Here is a 15,650-nt window from a genome sequence, read left to right on the forward strand (position 1 = left end):
ACGCTATTGGATTCTCAAACCACAAACACTCACCCGTCACCACAACCCCCAAAAAGGGCGTGTACACCAGGGGTGTCAGTTTCAATTGTCGTTGTCACCCGTGTTCCGTGTGAACCACACCCAAACTGTGTTTGTGCTGGTCACGCCCGGTGAAAACCGTTCTAGAAGAACTCGTTTTCCGCGGGGCAACGAGATACTACTCTAGTCCAGGCCTGGCTCGTCGTGCAACTCGAAACCCGAAAACTGACAGTGACGCCGGTCACTAGGCTTCGCGAGCCGCTTTGTGCCCCGGATTCTCGGCGTTCGGAGCCTGAAAGAGGCCCGCAACGTCGCGTTCAGACGATCAGGCAGGCGGAGCCTCTGCGACCAACCCAGTTGAGTGCCTGTGATCAGGCGCCGCGGTACCCGGGCATGAGCTGGTTGCTGTCGACGATCGTCTTACCCAGGGGCATGAGGGAGACGGGGATGAGTTTGATGTTCGCCCATCCCAGCGGGATCCCGATGATGGAGACGAACAGCGGGATCGAGGTTACGACGTGACCGATGGCCAACCAGATTCCGGCGACGATGACCCAGATGATGTTGCCCAAGGTCGTGGCAATGCCGGCCGGCCTCGTCTCGATGACCTCACGGCCGAAGGGCCAGAGTGCGTAGTTGCCGATCCGGAAGGAGGCGATGCCCCAGGGGATGGTGACGATGAGGATGCAGCAGATGATGCCGGCGAGGTAGTAGCCGAGTGCCAGCCACAGTCCGCTGAAGATGAACCAGATGATGTTGAGCAGAGTTCTCATGTTCTCCTCGTTTCGTCGTTGTGCTGATGTCAGTGTCGTCGTTGTCCTGATATCAGTGTCGGTCACGGCGCCGGGCGACGCCATGAGGCTGTCCAGAAACCTGAAGTCAGTGAGCCCCACAAAGGCTGGTGGTCCTGAGATACCGACACACATACAAGCGAATGACTTGTCATCGATCGATACAACTCGCTTGCTTGTATGTCCATGGCCACCATCGCTTTGGCCCACAGCCTCTGGATATGACAACACCGTGCCCTCGAATTGATCAAGGACACGGTGTTGTCGGTAGTCATGAGACTCAGCTGACGATGTCAACTGCGCCCAGGGTCTTCTTACCCCTACGCAGAAGGATCACTCCTCCGCCTTCGGTGGGGAGCACCTCGGCGGGGGTCAGGGTCTGGTCATCGCCGGTGACCTTGACGTTGTTGACGTAGGCGCCGCCGTCCTTGATGGCTCGGCGCGCCTCACCCTTGGACTTCACGATGCCGGCAGTCACGAAGGCATCGGCAACGGGCAGGCCCTCACCCAACTGCGTTGAAGTCACCTCACCTCGAGGCAGCTCGGACGTCGCGGCTCCCAGGGTGGGGGCGTCAAGACTTGCCAGCTCTCCCCCACCGAACAGGGCAGCCGCCGCGGCGATCGCCTGCTCGTACTTTTCCTTGCCGTGGACCAGGGTCGTCACGTCTTCGGCCAGCACCTTCTGCGCCAAGCGAGTGTGCGGTGCCGCGGTGAACTCGGCCTCGATCTGCTCGATCTCTTCGAGGGACCGGAACGAGAACACCTTGAGGTACTTCACGACATCGCGGTCATCGGCGTTGAGCCAGAACTGGCTGAACGCGTATGGGCTCGTCAGGCTCTCGTCCAACCACACTGTGCCGGACTCGGTCTTGCCGAACTTGGTGCCGTCGGCCTTGGTAATCAGCGGTGTGGCCAAGGCATGGACACTGTGCTGTTCGACGCGACGGATGAGATCGACGCCCGAGGTCAGGTTGCCCCACTGGTCAGAGCCGCCGGTCTGCAGGGAGCAGCCGTAGCGGCGGTGGAGTTCGAGGTAGTCGTTGCCCTGCAGCACCTGGTACGAGAACTCGGTGAACGAGATCCCCGCTTCGCTGTTGAGACGAGCCGATACCGATTCCTTGGCCAGCATCCGGTTCAGCGGGAAGTGTTTGCCGATGTCGCGCAGGAAGTCGATCGCAAACATCTCGGATGTCCACTCGTAGTTGTTGACGACCTGTGCCGCGTTGGGGCCGTTGAAGTCAAGGAACTTCTCGACCTGTGCCCGGATCTTTGCTACCCAGTCTTCGACGACCTCGCGCGGGTTGAGCGTGCGCTCCCCCGACATGCGGGGGTCGCCGATGAGTCCCGTTGCTCCGCCGACGAGGGCCAGAGGGTTGTGTCCTGCCTTCTGCAGACGGGCAGCGGTGATGAGCTGGACCAGGTTGCCCATGTGCAGGCTGGGTGCGGTGGGATCGAAACCGACATAATAGGTCAGCGATTCCTCATTGAGAGCCTTCTGCAGGGCAGCTTCGTCGGTCGAAACCGAGACGAGGCCACGGGCCTTGAGTTCACTGAAGATGTCGGTCACTTCGGTCCTTTCAGATGTGTATGAAGTGTCGGCGAGAAGCCGACGGGGTCAATTCTACGGGGTGTCCACGAATAACCACTTCGCGGCCCAACCTGAGCCTGCCGGGGATCATTAGAATTCGAGTGGACACGACAGAAGCGGGACGGTCTCGGGTATCGGTTCGGCAGCACATCGATGAGATCGATCCGTGCTGGAGACCGGCTGGAGCCGTCCCGCTTCGGTCGCAGCAACACGCTGCGACCAGGGAGTCTTATGCTTCGGCGCTCTGAGTCACCGGCTCCTCAAACTTGTTCACCGGTTCGGGAGCGCGTTCCGGACTGGGTTCAACGTACGGACGCCCCAGAGCCACGGCCACAATTCCGGCGATCGCAATGAGTGCCCACACCCCACCAATGAGGTACGGCCCGGTACCCGGGATCATGATGAGCGCCGAGGCGATCATAGGAGACAGCCCGGCACCCAGTGCCGCCGCGAACTGATAACCGACCGACGCGCCTGTGTAGCGCACAGCGGGCGGCAACAGTTCGGAGACATAGGCAGCGATCGGGCCGAAGCACAGACCTTGGACAACGCCGTTTCCGAGGATGATCGCCAACGCGTATTTGTCGATCTCGCCGCTGTTGATGAGCAGGACGATCGGCAGTGCCGACACAGCAGCCACTGCATGGGCGCCGATCAGTGCCCGCTTGCGGCCGATGCGGTCGCTGAGCCGAGCCACAACGAACGTCACAATCAATGTCGTGAGTGCGCCCACGGCCTTCCAGTTGAGAACTTCGGACTTGTCCTCGCCGGCTGCCACTGCCACGGACACTCCCCAGACCGTGGTCAGCCCTTGGGTGACGTAGATGGTCATCGTCGCCAGGAGTGCGATGAGAACTTGACGCTTGTACTGCTTGAACACGGTCAGCAGCGGCACCTTCTTCTCATCACTTTCGTCTTCGAGCTGTTGGAATGCAGGAGTCTCGCTGACTTTGAGGCGAATGATGAGCCCGACAACGATGAGCACGGCCGAGAGAAGGAACGGCAGCCGCCATCCCCAGGTCACAAAGTCATCTCCGGTCAGCGTCGCCGTCAGCGACAGGACTAAGGTCGCCAAGATCGCACCGGCGGGACCACCGGCGTTGGCGAATGCGGCAGCCAGTCCACGCCGGGCCTTCGGTGCGTGCTCGAGGGCCATCAGAGCCGCACCACCCCATTCACCGCCGACAGCGATGCCCTGGATAATGCGCAGCGTGAAGAGCGCAGCTGGTGCGAACATGCCGATGGAGGCAGTCGACGGCATGAGTCCGATGAGCACGGTGACCGACCCCATCATCAGCATGGAGACGATGAGTGCCGTCTTCCGACCGATCCGATCGCCGAAGTGTCCGAAGATCACACCGCCCAGAGGGCGAGCCAAATAGCCGGCCGCCAAGGTGCTGAAGGAGGCGAACAGCGACAGCCCGGGACCGAGTCCGGAGAAGAACAGCTGCGCGAACACGATCGACGATGCGGTCGCATAGAGGATGAAATCGTAGAACTCGATGGCCGATCCGATGAAGCTCGAGGTGAGGATTCGCCGCATCTCCGGAGTCCTCAGCGAGAGCTGAAGACCATCCTTGTCAACAACGTCCTTGTTGTCGTCCATTCTTGTCTCAGCTCCTCAGTGCCGGTTGTGCCGCAATGGTGGTGATGGCGATGGTGTCGAGATCTTCCGGCACCAGGAATGCTCCGTCGAATTGGCCATGCCCCTTGTTCCAGACCGCGTCATCGGCCGAACCGGGCACCAGGTGATGCAGCGCCAGCGTGCGAGCCTGCGCTGCGGTGGCGATGCGAATCGCGCCCTCGACGGAGGTGTGCGACTTATAGTGGTGATCACGGGAGGCGCGGCCCTCATCATCGCTGCGATGTGCATACATGCCGTCGACCCATTCGAAGTCGATCGCTTCGTGGAGCAGGAGGTCCGTTCCTTGTGCGAGTCGGACGAGGTTGGCGGTTTCGCAGGTGTCGCCGGAGATGGTCACCGAACCATGCTCGCTATCGATCCGGAATGCGAAGGCTGGTGCCACCGGCGGATGCTCGACGAGGATGGCCGACACCGTCACCAGGTCATCCTGGAAGATGATGAAAGGTTCCATATCGGGGGTCGGAGACTCATTCGGGTGGTAGCCGATGTCTGCCGGAATTTCGACATCACGTGGATCGAAGAGTTCTTCAGGCGAGGGGCGCAGCGAGTCGAGCACCCGATCGTTGAGGTCCGTTGCATAGGCCTTGACGATGTTGGCGAACATGTCGGCGACCCCAGGTGTGGGGTTCTCCGGGGCGACCGGACGCGGCGGCACCGTTGCTCGCGGCGAGACTGGGGGAAGCGCACCTCGCGGGCCTGGTCCGATGAGAGGAACCGGGGTCTCGGTTCTGCCCTGGAGCTCATGCATGCCGAACACCACCAGGGAGGGAAGGTCGATCGTGTGATCGGAGTGCAGGTGTGTGATGAAGACTCCACCCAAGTCACCGAGTTCGAGACCCGCCTGGCGAATGCGTCGCCCGACGCCGTGACCGGCATCGACAAGATAGAAACGGTCTTCAACGACGACGGCGGTCGAGATTCCTGCTCGGTCCTTGGCATCACCCTTCCACCAGCGGGGACCGCCGGCGGTACCCAGGGTGACAACTTTCATCTTCGAATCGTTCATGAGCTGGAGCACTTTCACGTAGTTGGGCCGTTGACTTCTTCAGTCTTTCCCGAACCAATCAAAAAGAAAAGCAAATTTTTGCGTGCTTCAATATAGGCTCATCCTATGACCGACATCACGCTGCGCCAGCTCGAGTACTTCATCTCTGTCCTTGACCGCGGTTCGGTGAGTGACGCAGCGAAGGATTGCAACGTTTCACAGGCATCGGTCTCCTCCGCTCTCGCTCAGCTGGAGAAGAGACTCAAGGTCACTCTCATCGCACGGGGGCCGGCTCGACGCGCACGTCCGACGAGCGCCGGCCGCGAGTTCGGAATTCACGCCAGATCGATTCTGTCGAACGTCTCTGACGCGGTGGAGTCACTCAATGACGAGTCCTCCATCCTCCAAGGGCCGCTGCGCATCGGCTGCATACCCACGGCCGCACCCCGCATGTTGCCGGCCACCGCGTCACAGTTCGGCAGACTCCATCCGCAGATCGACCTCAGCTTCGTGGAAGCCCACCCCCTGACCGTTCAGCAGATGATCCTCCACGGGGAGGTCGATGTCGCCGTGATGTATCGAAAACAGGTCCAGATGGAGGGAATCACCCAGCACACCCTCGCCGAGGTGCAGCTGCACGCCCTTGTCTCCGCCGACCATCCCGTGGCTGACAGAGCCGGTGTCGATATCGCCGAACTCATCGACGATCCGCTCATTCTCCTCGACTCTCCCCCAACGGCGGAGCTGCTCGTCAGCCAGATCCGTGGAGTCGGCTACGAGCCATCCGTGCGGTGGCTGATTCCGAATGCGGAAACCATTCGCTCGATGGTGGGATTGGGACTGGGCTTCTCACTGGCCAATGCCGTGCCACATCCCGACACGGTGACCTTCCAGGGCATGCCAGTGCGCTACCTCCCGGTGACAAACCCTGAATTCTCCAACGCCATCGTCGGTGTGACGATGGCTGGCACCCGGCTGTCGAAGAAGCTCAGGGCTGCTCTGGACATCCTCCGGACAACCGCTGCCGACACCGACCCGCACCGCTGGAGAGAGCAGACTGCCCCCTGAATCAGCGACGGACCCTCACACGCTGCGCGCGGACTCCGCGAACTCGCGCAGCTTCGCCACCTCGGCCTTGGCGTTAGCCACCTGCTGGTCCACAGCCGACCGAGCCGTTCCGCCCTTGGAGTTACGCGAGTCGATCGACCCGAGTGTGGTGAGGACTTCGCGGACGTCTGGCGTCAGGTGTTCGGAGATGCCCGCGAACTCTTCGTCCGTGAGATCCCACAGCTCGGCATCCTTCGACTCGGCCAGCTGCACGCATTCTCCGGAGAGCTCGTGGGCGATGCGGAAGGGCACGCCCTTGCGGACGAGCCATTCGGCGATGTCGGTGGCCAGAGCGAATCCGCGCGGTGCCAGGTAGGCCATGCGTTCGGTGTTGAACTTCAGCGTGGCAACCATGCCGGTGAAGGCCGGGAGCAGAAGTTCGAGCGTGTCGGTGGCGTCGAAGACCGGTTCTTTGTCTTCCTGCAAGTCCCGGTTGTAGGCCAGGGGCAGTGCCTTGAGCGTGGAGAGCAGCCCGGTGAGGTCACCGATGAGGCGACCGGATTTGCCGCGGGTCAGCTCGGCAACGTCGGGGTTCTTCTTCTGCGGCATGATCGAGGACCCGGTCGAGTAGGAGTCGTGGAGGGTGACGAAGGAGAATTCCTTGGTCGCCCAGGCGATGACCTCTTCGCTCATCCGGGAGAGGTTGATGCCGATCATCGTGGTGATGAACAGGTATTCGGCGAAGACGTCGCGACCTGCGGTGCCGTCGATCGAGTTCTCTGCCGAGTCGTTGAAGCCCAGATCTGCGGCCACAGCCTGTGGGTCGAGGCCCAGCGACGATCCGGCCAGGGCACCCGAACCGTAGGCGGAGATGCCGGCGCGCTCATCGAAGTCGACGAACCTGCCGACGTCACGCAGCAACGGCCAGGCGTGGGCCAGGAGGTGGTGAGCCAGGAGCACGGGCTGTGCGTGCTGCAGGTGGGTGCGACCTGGCATCGGCGCTTCGGGGTGCTCTTCAGCCTGGGCGATGAGGACCTCGACGGCGTCGAGAACCAGGCTGGCCAGGTCACGAGCGTGATCGCGCAGGTACATGCGTCCCAGGGTCGCGATCTGGTCGTTGCGGGACCGGCCGGCACGCAGTTTTCCGCCAAGCTCGGGTCCGGCGATCTCGATGAGTCCACGTTCGAGTGAGGAGTGGACGTCCTCATCCGATTCGGCTGCGACGTATTCGCCGGTCTCGACGCGGCGGCCGAGTTCGTCCAGCGCCTCGGTCATGCCCTGCAGCTCGTCGTCGTCCAGCAGACCCGAGCGGTGCAGCACCTTTGCGTGGGCCTTCGAACCGGCGATGTCGTAGTGGGCCAGGCGCCAGTCGAAGTCCGTGGACTTGCTCAGTGCGGCCAGTGCATCGGCCGGGCCGTCCGAGAATCGTCCGCCCCACAGGCTCAGTCGTTCGCTCACAGATCGTCCTTTCCCACCGTGGTCGCTCTCGCGCCGCCGGTCCATTCACTATCGTTCGTTTTCATTGTCGCAGGGTTCAACCCTCGCCGAGGCCGCCGGCCGCGTATTCGAGGAACGTCTCCGCCAGCGCCTGTCCCCCGACAGTTGAGTCGGCGATGACGAGGACCGTATCGTCGCCGGCGATGGTGCCGAAGATCCCGGTCATCGACGAGCGGTCGATGGCCGAAGCCAGGTACTGGGCGGCGCCGGGCGGTGTGCGCAGAACGACCATGTCTTTCTGCGCGGAGGCGGAGACCAGGAGCTCTTCGAGCAGTCGGGGCAGCTTCGCATCGAGGCTGTCACCGGTGGACTGCTGCAGGCTGCGATCCCCGCCCTCACCGGGGACGGCGTAGACGGATCCGGCGGTGGATCGGATCTTCACGGCCCCCACCTCAGCGAGGTCGCGTGAGAGTGTCGCCTGGGTGACGGTGATGCCCAGCGTTGCCAGGTTCTCGGCCAGGTCGATCTGGGAATGCACGGATTTGCGGGTGATGAGATCGATGATCTTCTGCTGCCGCGCGGTCTTCGTCAGGGGTGCGGAGTTCGCCGGTGGCGCGCCGTCCCTCGGAGGTGTGGTGTTCTCGCTCATCGCTTCTCCAGCAGGAATGTCATGAGTGCCTTCTGCGCGTGCAGTCTGTTCTCGGCTTCATCGAAGACCGCCGAGGCGGGTCCGTCGATGACCTCGGCGCTGACCTCTTTGCCCCGGTAGGCCGGCAGGCAGTGGAGGAAGATCGGGTCGTTGCCGAGTGCCATGAGCTCGGACGTGACCTGGTACTTCACGAACGGTGAGGCTTCGTCATCGCGTCCGGCCGCGTCTTGGCCCATGGACACCCAGGTGTCGGTGACGAGAACATCGGCGCCTTCGGCGGCAGCAACCGGGTCGTCAGTGACGGTGACGGATCCGCCAGTGGCCTGGGCGAGTTCGTTCGCCTCGGCGATGATCTCGGCGGCCGGCTGGTAGTCGGCGGGTGCGGCGATGCGCACGTGCATGCCGGCGTTGACTCCGCCGAGGACGTAGGAGTTGGCCATGTTGTTGGCCCCATCACCGTAGTAGGTCATGGTCTGACCGGCGACGTCACCGCGGTATTCGCGGATCGTGAGCAGGTCGGCCAGGATCTGGCAGGGATGGTAGTCATCGGAGAGTGAGTTGATGACCGGGACGGATGAGTTCTGGGCCATCTCCTCCAGGCCAGCTTGGGTATAGGTGCGCCAGACGATGGCCGAGACCATGCGCGACATCACCTGGGCGGTGTCGGCGATGGATTCCTTGTGTCCCAGCTGCGCCTCACCGGGGTTGATGATGAGCGGCTGCCCGCCAAGCGCCGCGATGCCGGCGGCGAAGGACACGCGGGTCCGGGTCGAGGTCTTGTCGAAGATGACTGCCGCGGTCTGCGGTCCGGCCAGTGGGGTGCGCGAGTACGGGGCTGCTTTGAGCTCAACCGCGAGGTCGAGGACTTGTGCTTGTTCGGCCGGGGTAAGGTCGGTGTCCTTGAGGAAATGCCGTGTCATGGTGTGTCCTTTGTCAGTCTGTGTGGGGCACCCGGGCTGTGTGGGTCGATGGCCCGGTCGCCGAGGTGGCCGCTAGGTGGGCGGCGAACGTGTTCAGCCGTGCAGCAGTCCGGGCAGGGCGGTCAGGAACGGTGCGAGATCGTCTTTTGTGATGACCAGCGGTGGTGCCAGGCGCAGGCGTCCGGGTGCGACGGGGTTGATGATGAACCCGGCCTCGAGCGCGCGGGCGGCGATCGCCTTCTCGTTAAGTCCCTCGGCCAGTTCGAGGCCGAGGAGCAGTCCTATGCCGGTGACCTTCTCGATTCCCTCGATGGTCAGCAGCTGTTCGCTCAGCCAGGCTCCGGTCTCCCGGGTGTGGGCGAGCAGGTTGTCGGTCTCGATGGTCTCGAGCACGGCCAGTCCCGCCGCGCAGGCGATGGGGTTTCCGCCGAAGGTGGTTCCGTGCTGTCCGGCTTCGAGGAGTTTGGTGTTGGCATCGCCGACGGTGATGGTGGCCCCGATCGGCATGCCTCCGCCCAGACCCTTCGCCGAGGTGATGATGTCGGGGACGACGCCTTCGCCGATCTCCGGGTTCTGGTGGGCGAACCACGATCCGGTCCTGGCCACACCGGACTGGACCTCGTCGAGGACGAGGAGGGCCCCTGCCTCGCGGGTGAGTTCACGGACCTTGGTGAGGTAGCCGGCCGGGTGCTGCCGGACTCCGACCTCGCCCTGGATGGGTTCGATGAAGACGGCGGCAGTGGTGTCGTTGATGGCGGCGGCGAGCGCGTCGGCGTCCCCGTAGGGAATATGGACGACGCCGGGTACTCCGGGTGCGAAGGGTTCGCGGTAGGCGGCCTTGGCCGTCAGTGCGAGTGCGCCCATGGTCCGGCCGTGGAAGGCACCCTCGATGGCGATGATGATCGGTCGTGATCCACCCCCAGCACGGCGGGCCATCTTGAAGGCGGCCTCGTTGGCTTCGGTGCCGGAGTTGGAGAAGAACACGGCCGAACCGCTGGGCAGGTCGAGGACCTCGTGAAGTTTCTCAGCCAGTGCGATCTGCGGCGGGGAGGTGAAGAAGTTCGAGATGTGGCCCAGGGTCGACGCCTGCTCGGTGATGGCTTTGACCCAGGCGGGGTGGCAGTGGCCGAGTGCGTTGACGGCGATGCCGGCCAGCAGGTCGAGGTATTCCTTGCCCGAGGCGTCCCAGACCTTCACACCCTGTCCGCGGACGAGGTCGAGTTGGGGTGAGCCGAAGACCGGTGAGAGGACGCGGGAGAAGTCGTCGCGCCAGGTCTGGGCCTGGTCTGTCACAGCGTTCGTGGTCGGTGTCTCACTCATCGTTCTCGTCCTCCGTGCTTGTCTCGTGTCCCTCGCCCTTGTGTCCGTCACCCAGCGGTGCGGGTTCGACGACGGTGTCTTCGACCATGGTGCCGATGCCCTCGGAGGTGAAGACCTCGAGGAGGAGTGAGTGTGCCATCCGGCCGTCGATGATGTGGGCCTGCTGCACCCCGTGCTCGATGGCCTCGAGGGCCGCGGTCATTTTCGGGATCATTCCCGCGTCGAGGCTGGGCAGCAGTTCGCGCAGCTTCTTCGGTCCTATGCGTGAGATCAGGCTCGAGGTGTCGGGCCAGTTGGCGTAGAGGCCCGGCACATCGGTGAGCATGATGAGTTTGTCGGCACGCAAGGCTTTCGCCACGGCGGAGGCGGCGAGGTCGGCGTTGATGTTCAGCGGCTTGCCTGCCTCACCGTCGATCTCCGAAGCGATCGAGCAGATGACGGGCACCCGACCGGCATCGAGGAGCTCGGTGAGCACGGTGGTGTTGACCTCGGCGATCTCACCCACCCGGCCGAGGTCGATGACTTCACCGTCCACCTCGGCGTGGGTCTTGTTGGCCAGGAGCAGGTCCGCGTCCTCACCGGAGAGCCCGATTGCGGCGTTGCCGTTCTGGTTGATGCGGGAGACGATGTCACGGTTGACCTGGCCGGAGAGGACCATGCGGATGACCTCGGCCGCCTCCTCACTCGTGACTCTCTGGCCGGCCTTGAACTCGCTTGCAATACCCAAGCGAGAGAGCATCGAGGTGATCTGGGGTCCGCCCCCGTGGACGACGACTGGTCGGATGCCGGCGAAGCGCAGGAACGCGATGTCATCGGCGAATGACTGCTGCAGCTCCGGGGAGATCATCGCGTTGCCGCCGTACTTGATGACGATCGTGGCACCGGCGAAGGTCTTGATCCACGGCAGCGCCTCGGTCAGCGCTTCGGCCTTGACCTGGGCGGCGGCAAGCCGGGCGGCTGTGGACTTCGTGGACATGTCGTGTGGGTTGCTCATGTGGAGTAGGCGCTGTTCTCTTCGACGTAATCGTGGGTGAGGTCCGAGGTCCAGACCGTGGCGGTGGCATCTCCTGCGTGGAGGTCGATGACGACGTCGACGTTGCGGTCGAATGTGACCTTCTCCGGGTCCTCATAGGGACCAGAGGCCCGGCACACCTCGGTGCCGTTGATGATCACGTCGATGGCCGTGGGGTCGAAGGTCGCCGAGGTGGTTCCCACCTGGGCGACGACGCGACCCCAGTTCGGGTCCTGACCGAAGATCGCGGCCTTGAACAGGGCCGAACGTGACACGGACCGGGAGACCTCGACAGCCTCGGCCTCACTGGCCGCACCCTGTGTGGTGATGGCAATGTCGTGATGCGCGCCCTCGGCATCGACGTGGAGCTGGTGCATGAGGTCGAGGCAGAGTTCGCGCAGCAGGCTCGTGAACTCGTCCGTTTCGACGTCGGCGTCGTGAGCGCCGGAGGACATGAGGATGACGGTGTCGTTCGTCGACATGCACCCGTCGGTGTCGAGGCGGTCGAAGCTTCGACTCGTCGAGGACCGCAGAGCCTGGCAGAGCACAGTTTGGTCGACCTTCGCATCGGTGGTGATGACGACGAGCATCGTGGCAAGGCCGGGGGCGAGCATGCCCGCACCTTTGGCCATGCCGCCGATCGTGTATCCACTGCTGCCTTCGCGGGTCGCGGTCTTGGCCACGGTGTCGGTGGTCATGATCGCCTCGGCGGCGTGCTCGCCACCGGTCACGGTGTCCTCGGCCGCGGCCACGAGTGGTTGGAGGTTGTCGATGATGGTGTCTCGGAAGTCCTGACCGCCGACGCCGATGAGTCCGGTCGAACAGACGAGAATGTCCTCAGCCTGGGTGGCAGTGCCGGCTTCGGTGAGGAGTGCGGCGGTGTTCTGGGCGGTCAGCGTCGTGGTCTCGTATCCGAAGTCGCCGGTGTAGCAGTTGGCTCCCCCGGAGTTCAGCACCACGGCACGGGCCTGACCGTTGGCCGAGACCTTCTGGGACCACAGGACGGGGTTGGCCTTGCAACGGTTCGAGGTGTAGACGGCGGCGACGGCAGTGTCGGGGCCGGTGTTGATGACGAGCGAGAGGTCTTTGGTCTCGCTGGGTTTGAGTCCGGCGGTGAGGCCGGCGGCGCTGAATCCGAGTGGTGCGGTCACGCTCATGGTGCGACTCCTTCAAGGGGAAGAGCGGTGGTCTCGTCGAGGCCGAGGGCAAGATGGATGGACTGCAGGGCTTGGCCGGCGGTGCCGCGGACGAGGTTGTCCAGGGCCACGACGATGAGGATTGTGCCTGCCCTTTCGTCGACGGTGAACTGGATGTGCGCGAGGTTCGATCCGGTCGTCGAAGAGGTGCGCGGCCACTGCCCCTCGGGAAGGACACGGACAAAGGGTTCGTCGCCGTAGACCTGGTCGAAAGCCTGGCTCAGCTGGTCCTTCAGTACTGCTGCGTCGAGGAGACCCTCGGCAGTTGTCGGTGCGGACTCCCCCGGCACGGCGGTGATGGTGGCCAGTATCCCCCGGGCCATGGGCACGAGCGTCGGAGTGAAGGAGATCCGCGTCGGGCCATCGGCAGCATCGGTGCCGAGAACTCCATTGAGGTTCTGTTCGATCTCGGGCACATGCCGGTGAGTGCCGCCCGTGCCATAGGGGCTCGCGTCGCCGAGCACCTCTGCGGCGGTCAGATGCGGCTTGAGTGCCTTACCCGCACCCGAGACACCGTTGGCCAGGACTGCGTTGAGTCCTGCGGGTGCGGCCAGCCCGGCCTGGATGAGTGGCGCAAGCCCGAGCGTCACTGCAGTGACATTGCAGCCGGGCACGGCAATGCGCTTGGTGGCTTTAAGGGCTTCGCGCTGCTTCGTACCGTCAGCGGTCAGCAGCTCGGGCAACCCGTAGGTCCAGGTGCCCTGGTGAGTCGAACCGTAGAACTTCTCCCAGGCGGCAGCGCTGATGAGCCGGTGGTCGGCGGCGAGGTCGACGATGAGGGTCTCGGGGCTTGATTCTTCGAGCTCGGCGGCGATCGCTCCGGACTGACCGTGCGGGAGCGCGAGGATGACGACATCGTGGCCGGCGAGCACCTCGGCGGTGGACTCTTTGACCACGAAATCGGAATATCGGGCAAGATGGGGTTGATGTCGGCCGAGCGTCTCGCCCACGGAGGAATGTCCGCACACCGTGGTGACGTTGAGATGAGGGTGAGTGCTCAGCAGCCGGAGGACCTCTCCCCCGGCGTATCCGGTGGCACCGGAGACGGCAACCGTAAGATCGTTCATATGTATAACTATACCAGCACATTAAATTATATGCAGGAGGCGTCATGACCCAGGCTATTCAGGCGATGCGAGCAGGTGGACCCGAGGTGCTCGAGTTCAATGAGATCGACACCCCTCGGCCTGGTCATGGTGAGGTCCTCGTCGACGTCGCGGCCGCGGGTGTGAACTTCATCGACACGTACCGTCGTTCGGGCACGTATCCCATGAGCTACCCGCACATCGTCGGCTCCGAGGGCACCGGTCACATCGCCGAGGTGGGCGAGGGCGTGGCGAGCTGGTCCGTCGGCGACCGCGTCGCCTGGCACGAAGGCCCGGGGTCTTACGCGACCCAGGTCGTCGTCAAGACCGACAACCTGCTGCGCGTACCCGAGGGCGTGAGCACTGAGGTCGCTGCCGCAATGCCGCTGCAGGGTCTGACCGCTCAGTACCTGGCCACGAGCTCGCACGAGATCAAGCCCGGCCACACCGCTCTGGTCCATGCCGGTGCCGGTGGTGTCGGCCTTCTGCTGACCCAGATCATCAAACACCTGGGCGGCAATGTCATCTCGACCGTGAGCACCGAGGAGAAGGCGGAGCTGGCGCGCAAGGCGGGAGCCGACGAGGTCTTCCTCTACGGTGAGGGTGTCGACATCACAGCCAAGGTCAAGGAGCTCACGGACGGTGAGGGCGTCGAGGTCGCCTATGACGGCGTTGGCAAGGACACCTTCGACGCCTCGCTCGCCTCACTTAAGCCATTGGGCTCGATGGTCCTCTTCGGTGGAGCCTCGGGTCAGGTGCCGCCGTTCGATATTCAGCGCTTGAACTCTTCGGGTGGCATCTTCCTCTCCCGGCCCTCGCTGGCGTGGTTCGTGCGCTCCTCGGAGGAGCTGGCGAAGCGGTCTTCCATGCTCTTCAACGGCATCGAGCACGGCTGGCTGAACTTCCGGGTGGGTGCGACGTTTGCGCTAGCGGACGCTGCGGATGCGCATCGGGCGCTGGAGGGGCGGGAGACTACCGGGAAGGTTGTGCTGACGGTGTGATTGAAAAATTCACCACGAGCTAAATTTTCGCTTCAGATCGCTCGGGACCGGCCTGGTCAACGGCCGGTCCCGTTCATGAAATTGAAAATTCCGCTCATGATGGCGGTCGATGCACTCTACTCCGACATCGATCAAATACACTCTCAAGCTGGGGAGAAGAGATCCTCATCCTCACCATTCAATGTGAAGCTCAAAACCTGGGCTACCCGGTCATCGGCGCAGAGAGATTATTTGGATTTTTCAGGTGATCCGTTGTATCGATCTAAACGGTGCCAAGCAACTGGTAGTAATAATCGACGCCTTAGACGAGTAACTACTCATTAGTGGATCAGAAAGAAGTCGGGCGATCACGAACAGAACTATACAAAGTGAAGAATATTCATAGGTCAAGCAAGTTGCACGCGTGGCAAGCGATCAAGACGCAAGACTGGTCCATTTCGCATATGGCAAGCAATCTCGAGTGACCTGCCAAAGGAACTGAACTAGAGCTTGCACCGACAAGAAAGTTCGTAGCTGCGGCAGTAAATCTTGCCCGCCATCATGTATCGGAATAACGTCTTCAGCGAGCTCCATTAAACTGGCTCATCACTATAGATCTTGTGGACTAGTTAGTCTGACTTCTCGAAGGACGTGGCGGTCTCTACCAAACGGATCGATGATGGTCTTGTGGTCGGGTCTGACTCATGGCTCTTCTGACACCCCGCTGTCTGGGGGTTGTCCTGTTTACGACGTGTCGACTGGCTCGGCTCACTGTAATAAGTGCAGCCCAGCAGGCCGTCATGTCCTGATAGGAGTCTGGCGTGTCCCCGATAGTGAACTGACTGACGCCGGCTGAGCTGCGCACCCGAGAACTCGAAAAGAAGGGGCGCAGTTCCCATGATGAACGATAAGCAGGTTAAGGGGCTCATCGTAAATAAGAGTGTAGAAGCGGCCTGAAACCACCGGATTCGAGTAAG

Annotated in this window: 13 protein-coding genes; 2 read left to right on the forward strand and 11 right to left on the reverse strand. The window is 62.8% G+C overall.

Annotated features, from left to right (window positions below; translation table 11 throughout):
• Positions 1 to 389: 389 nt before the first annotated feature.
• From INT40_RS19935 to INT40_RS19950, 4 genes are all read right to left on the reverse strand, one after another.
• Positions 390 to 791, reverse strand: a complete 402-nt coding sequence (locus tag INT40_RS19935; protein WP_193096827.1) for a YccF domain-containing protein — start codon at positions 789 to 791, stop codon at positions 390 to 392.
• A 298-nt stretch (positions 792 to 1,089) separates the two neighbouring features.
• Complete coding sequence (tyrS, locus tag INT40_RS19940; protein WP_193096828.1) at positions 1,090 to 2,376, reverse strand: tyrosine--tRNA ligase; 1,287 nt, start codon at positions 2,374 to 2,376, stop codon at positions 1,090 to 1,092.
• 250 nt (positions 2,377 to 2,626) lie between these two features.
• Positions 2,627 to 4,003 (reverse strand): MFS transporter, encoded by a 1,377-nt coding sequence (locus tag INT40_RS19945; RefSeq protein ID WP_193096829.1) that lies wholly within the window; start codon positions 4,001 to 4,003, stop codon positions 2,627 to 2,629.
• A 7-nt stretch (positions 4,004 to 4,010) separates the two neighbouring features.
• Positions 4,011 to 5,048: an MBL fold metallo-hydrolase gene (locus tag INT40_RS19950; protein WP_193096830.1), complete on the reverse strand. Its 1,038-nt coding sequence runs from the start codon at positions 5,046 to 5,048 to the stop codon at positions 4,011 to 4,013.
• A 105-nt stretch (positions 5,049 to 5,153) separates the two neighbouring features.
• Between INT40_RS19950 and INT40_RS19955 the strand changes: the two genes are divergently transcribed.
• Entirely contained in the window at positions 5,154 to 6,095 is a 942-nt protein-coding gene (locus INT40_RS19955) for a LysR family transcriptional regulator (RefSeq protein WP_193096831.1), read from the forward strand.
• A gap of 15 nt (positions 6,096 to 6,110) precedes the next feature.
• Here the strand turns inward: INT40_RS19955 and argH are convergent, their stop codons facing one another.
• The 7 genes from argH to argC form a co-directional block, all read right to left on the reverse strand.
• Positions 6,111 to 7,577 (reverse strand): argininosuccinate lyase, encoded by a 1,467-nt coding sequence (gene argH, locus INT40_RS19960; RefSeq protein WP_193096832.1) that lies wholly within the window; start codon positions 7,575 to 7,577, stop codon positions 6,111 to 6,113.
• A 31-nt stretch (positions 7,578 to 7,608) separates the two neighbouring features.
• Positions 7,609 to 8,160 (reverse strand): arginine repressor, encoded by a 552-nt coding sequence (locus INT40_RS19965; RefSeq protein WP_193096833.1) that lies wholly within the window; start codon positions 8,158 to 8,160, stop codon positions 7,609 to 7,611.
• Positions 8,157 to 9,080, reverse strand: coding sequence for an ornithine carbamoyltransferase (argF, locus tag INT40_RS19970; RefSeq protein ID WP_193096834.1), 924 nt, complete (start codon positions 9,078 to 9,080; stop codon positions 8,157 to 8,159). Before argF ends, INT40_RS19965 begins: the two co-directional genes overlap by 4 nt.
• A 93-nt stretch (positions 9,081 to 9,173) precedes the next feature.
• The gene (locus INT40_RS19975; RefSeq protein WP_193096835.1) at positions 9,174 to 10,400 is read right to left on the reverse strand and encodes an acetylornithine transaminase; all 1,227 of its coding nucleotides are present in this window, start codon (positions 10,398 to 10,400) and stop codon (positions 9,174 to 9,176) included.
• The gene (argB, locus tag INT40_RS19980; RefSeq protein WP_193096836.1) at positions 10,393 to 11,394 is read right to left on the reverse strand and encodes an acetylglutamate kinase; all 1,002 of its coding nucleotides are present in this window, start codon (positions 11,392 to 11,394) and stop codon (positions 10,393 to 10,395) included. The genes INT40_RS19975 and argB overlap by 8 nt, the downstream gene beginning before the upstream one ends.
• The gene (argJ, locus tag INT40_RS19985) at positions 11,391 to 12,569 is read right to left on the reverse strand and encodes a bifunctional glutamate N-acetyltransferase/amino-acid acetyltransferase ArgJ (RefSeq protein WP_193096837.1); all 1,179 of its coding nucleotides are present in this window, start codon (positions 12,567 to 12,569) and stop codon (positions 11,391 to 11,393) included. Before argJ ends, argB begins: the two co-directional genes overlap by 4 nt.
• The gene (argC, locus tag INT40_RS19990; RefSeq protein WP_193096838.1) at positions 12,566 to 13,675 is read right to left on the reverse strand and encodes an N-acetyl-gamma-glutamyl-phosphate reductase; all 1,110 of its coding nucleotides are present in this window, start codon (positions 13,673 to 13,675) and stop codon (positions 12,566 to 12,568) included. The genes argJ and argC overlap by 4 nt, the downstream gene beginning before the upstream one ends.
• Before the next feature lie 44 nt (positions 13,676 to 13,719).
• On the opposite strand from argC, the gene INT40_RS19995 reads away from it, so the two are divergent.
• Positions 13,720 to 14,694: a quinone oxidoreductase family protein gene (locus INT40_RS19995; protein ID WP_193096839.1), complete on the forward strand. Its 975-nt coding sequence runs from the start codon at positions 13,720 to 13,722 to the stop codon at positions 14,692 to 14,694.
• The last annotated feature ends 956 nt before the right edge of the window (positions 14,695 to 15,650 follow it).

The organism is Brevibacterium sp. FME17 (assembly GCF_014897515.1).
In the GTDB taxonomy this organism is placed as follows: domain Bacteria; phylum Actinomycetota; class Actinomycetes; order Actinomycetales; family Brevibacteriaceae; genus Brevibacterium.

Bases quoted from the DNA above. Each gene is read 5' to 3' on its own strand.
- INT40_RS19935 (WP_193096827.1), bottom strand. From the start codon at position 791: ATGAGAACTCTGCTCAACATCATCTGGTTCATCTTCAGCGGACTGTGG.
- INT40_RS19945 (WP_193096829.1), bottom strand. From the start codon at position 4,003: ATGGACGACAACAAGGACGTTGTTGACAAGGATGGTCTTCAGCTCTCG.
- INT40_RS19950 (WP_193096830.1), bottom strand. From the start codon at position 5,048: ATGAACGATTCGAAGATGAAAGTTGTCACCCTGGGTACCGCCGGCGGT.
- INT40_RS19955 (WP_193096831.1), top strand. From the start codon at position 5,154: ATGACCGACATCACGCTGCGCCAGCTCGAGTACTTCATCTCTGTCCTT.
- argH (WP_193096832.1), bottom strand. From the start codon at position 7,577: ATGGACCGGCGGCGCGAGAGCGACCACGGTGGGAAAGGACGATCTGTG.
- INT40_RS19965 (WP_193096833.1), bottom strand. From the start codon at position 8,160: ATGAGCGAGAACACCACACCTCCGAGGGACGGCGCGCCACCGGCGAAC.
- argF (WP_193096834.1), bottom strand. From the start codon at position 9,080: ATGACACGGCATTTCCTCAAGGACACCGACCTTACCCCGGCCGAACAA.
- INT40_RS19975 (WP_193096835.1), bottom strand. From the start codon at position 10,400: ATGAGTGAGACACCGACCACGAACGCTGTGACAGACCAGGCCCAGACC.
- argB (WP_193096836.1), bottom strand. From the start codon at position 11,394: ATGAGCAACCCACACGACATGTCCACGAAGTCCACAGCCGCCCGGCTT.
- argJ (WP_193096837.1), bottom strand. From the start codon at position 12,569: ATGAGCGTGACCGCACCACTCGGATTCAGCGCCGCCGGCCTCACCGCC.
- argC (WP_193096838.1), bottom strand. From the start codon at position 13,675: ATGAACGATCTTACGGTTGCCGTCTCCGGTGCCACCGGATACGCCGGG.
- INT40_RS19995 (WP_193096839.1), top strand. From the start codon at position 13,720: ATGACCCAGGCTATTCAGGCGATGCGAGCAGGTGGACCCGAGGTGCTC.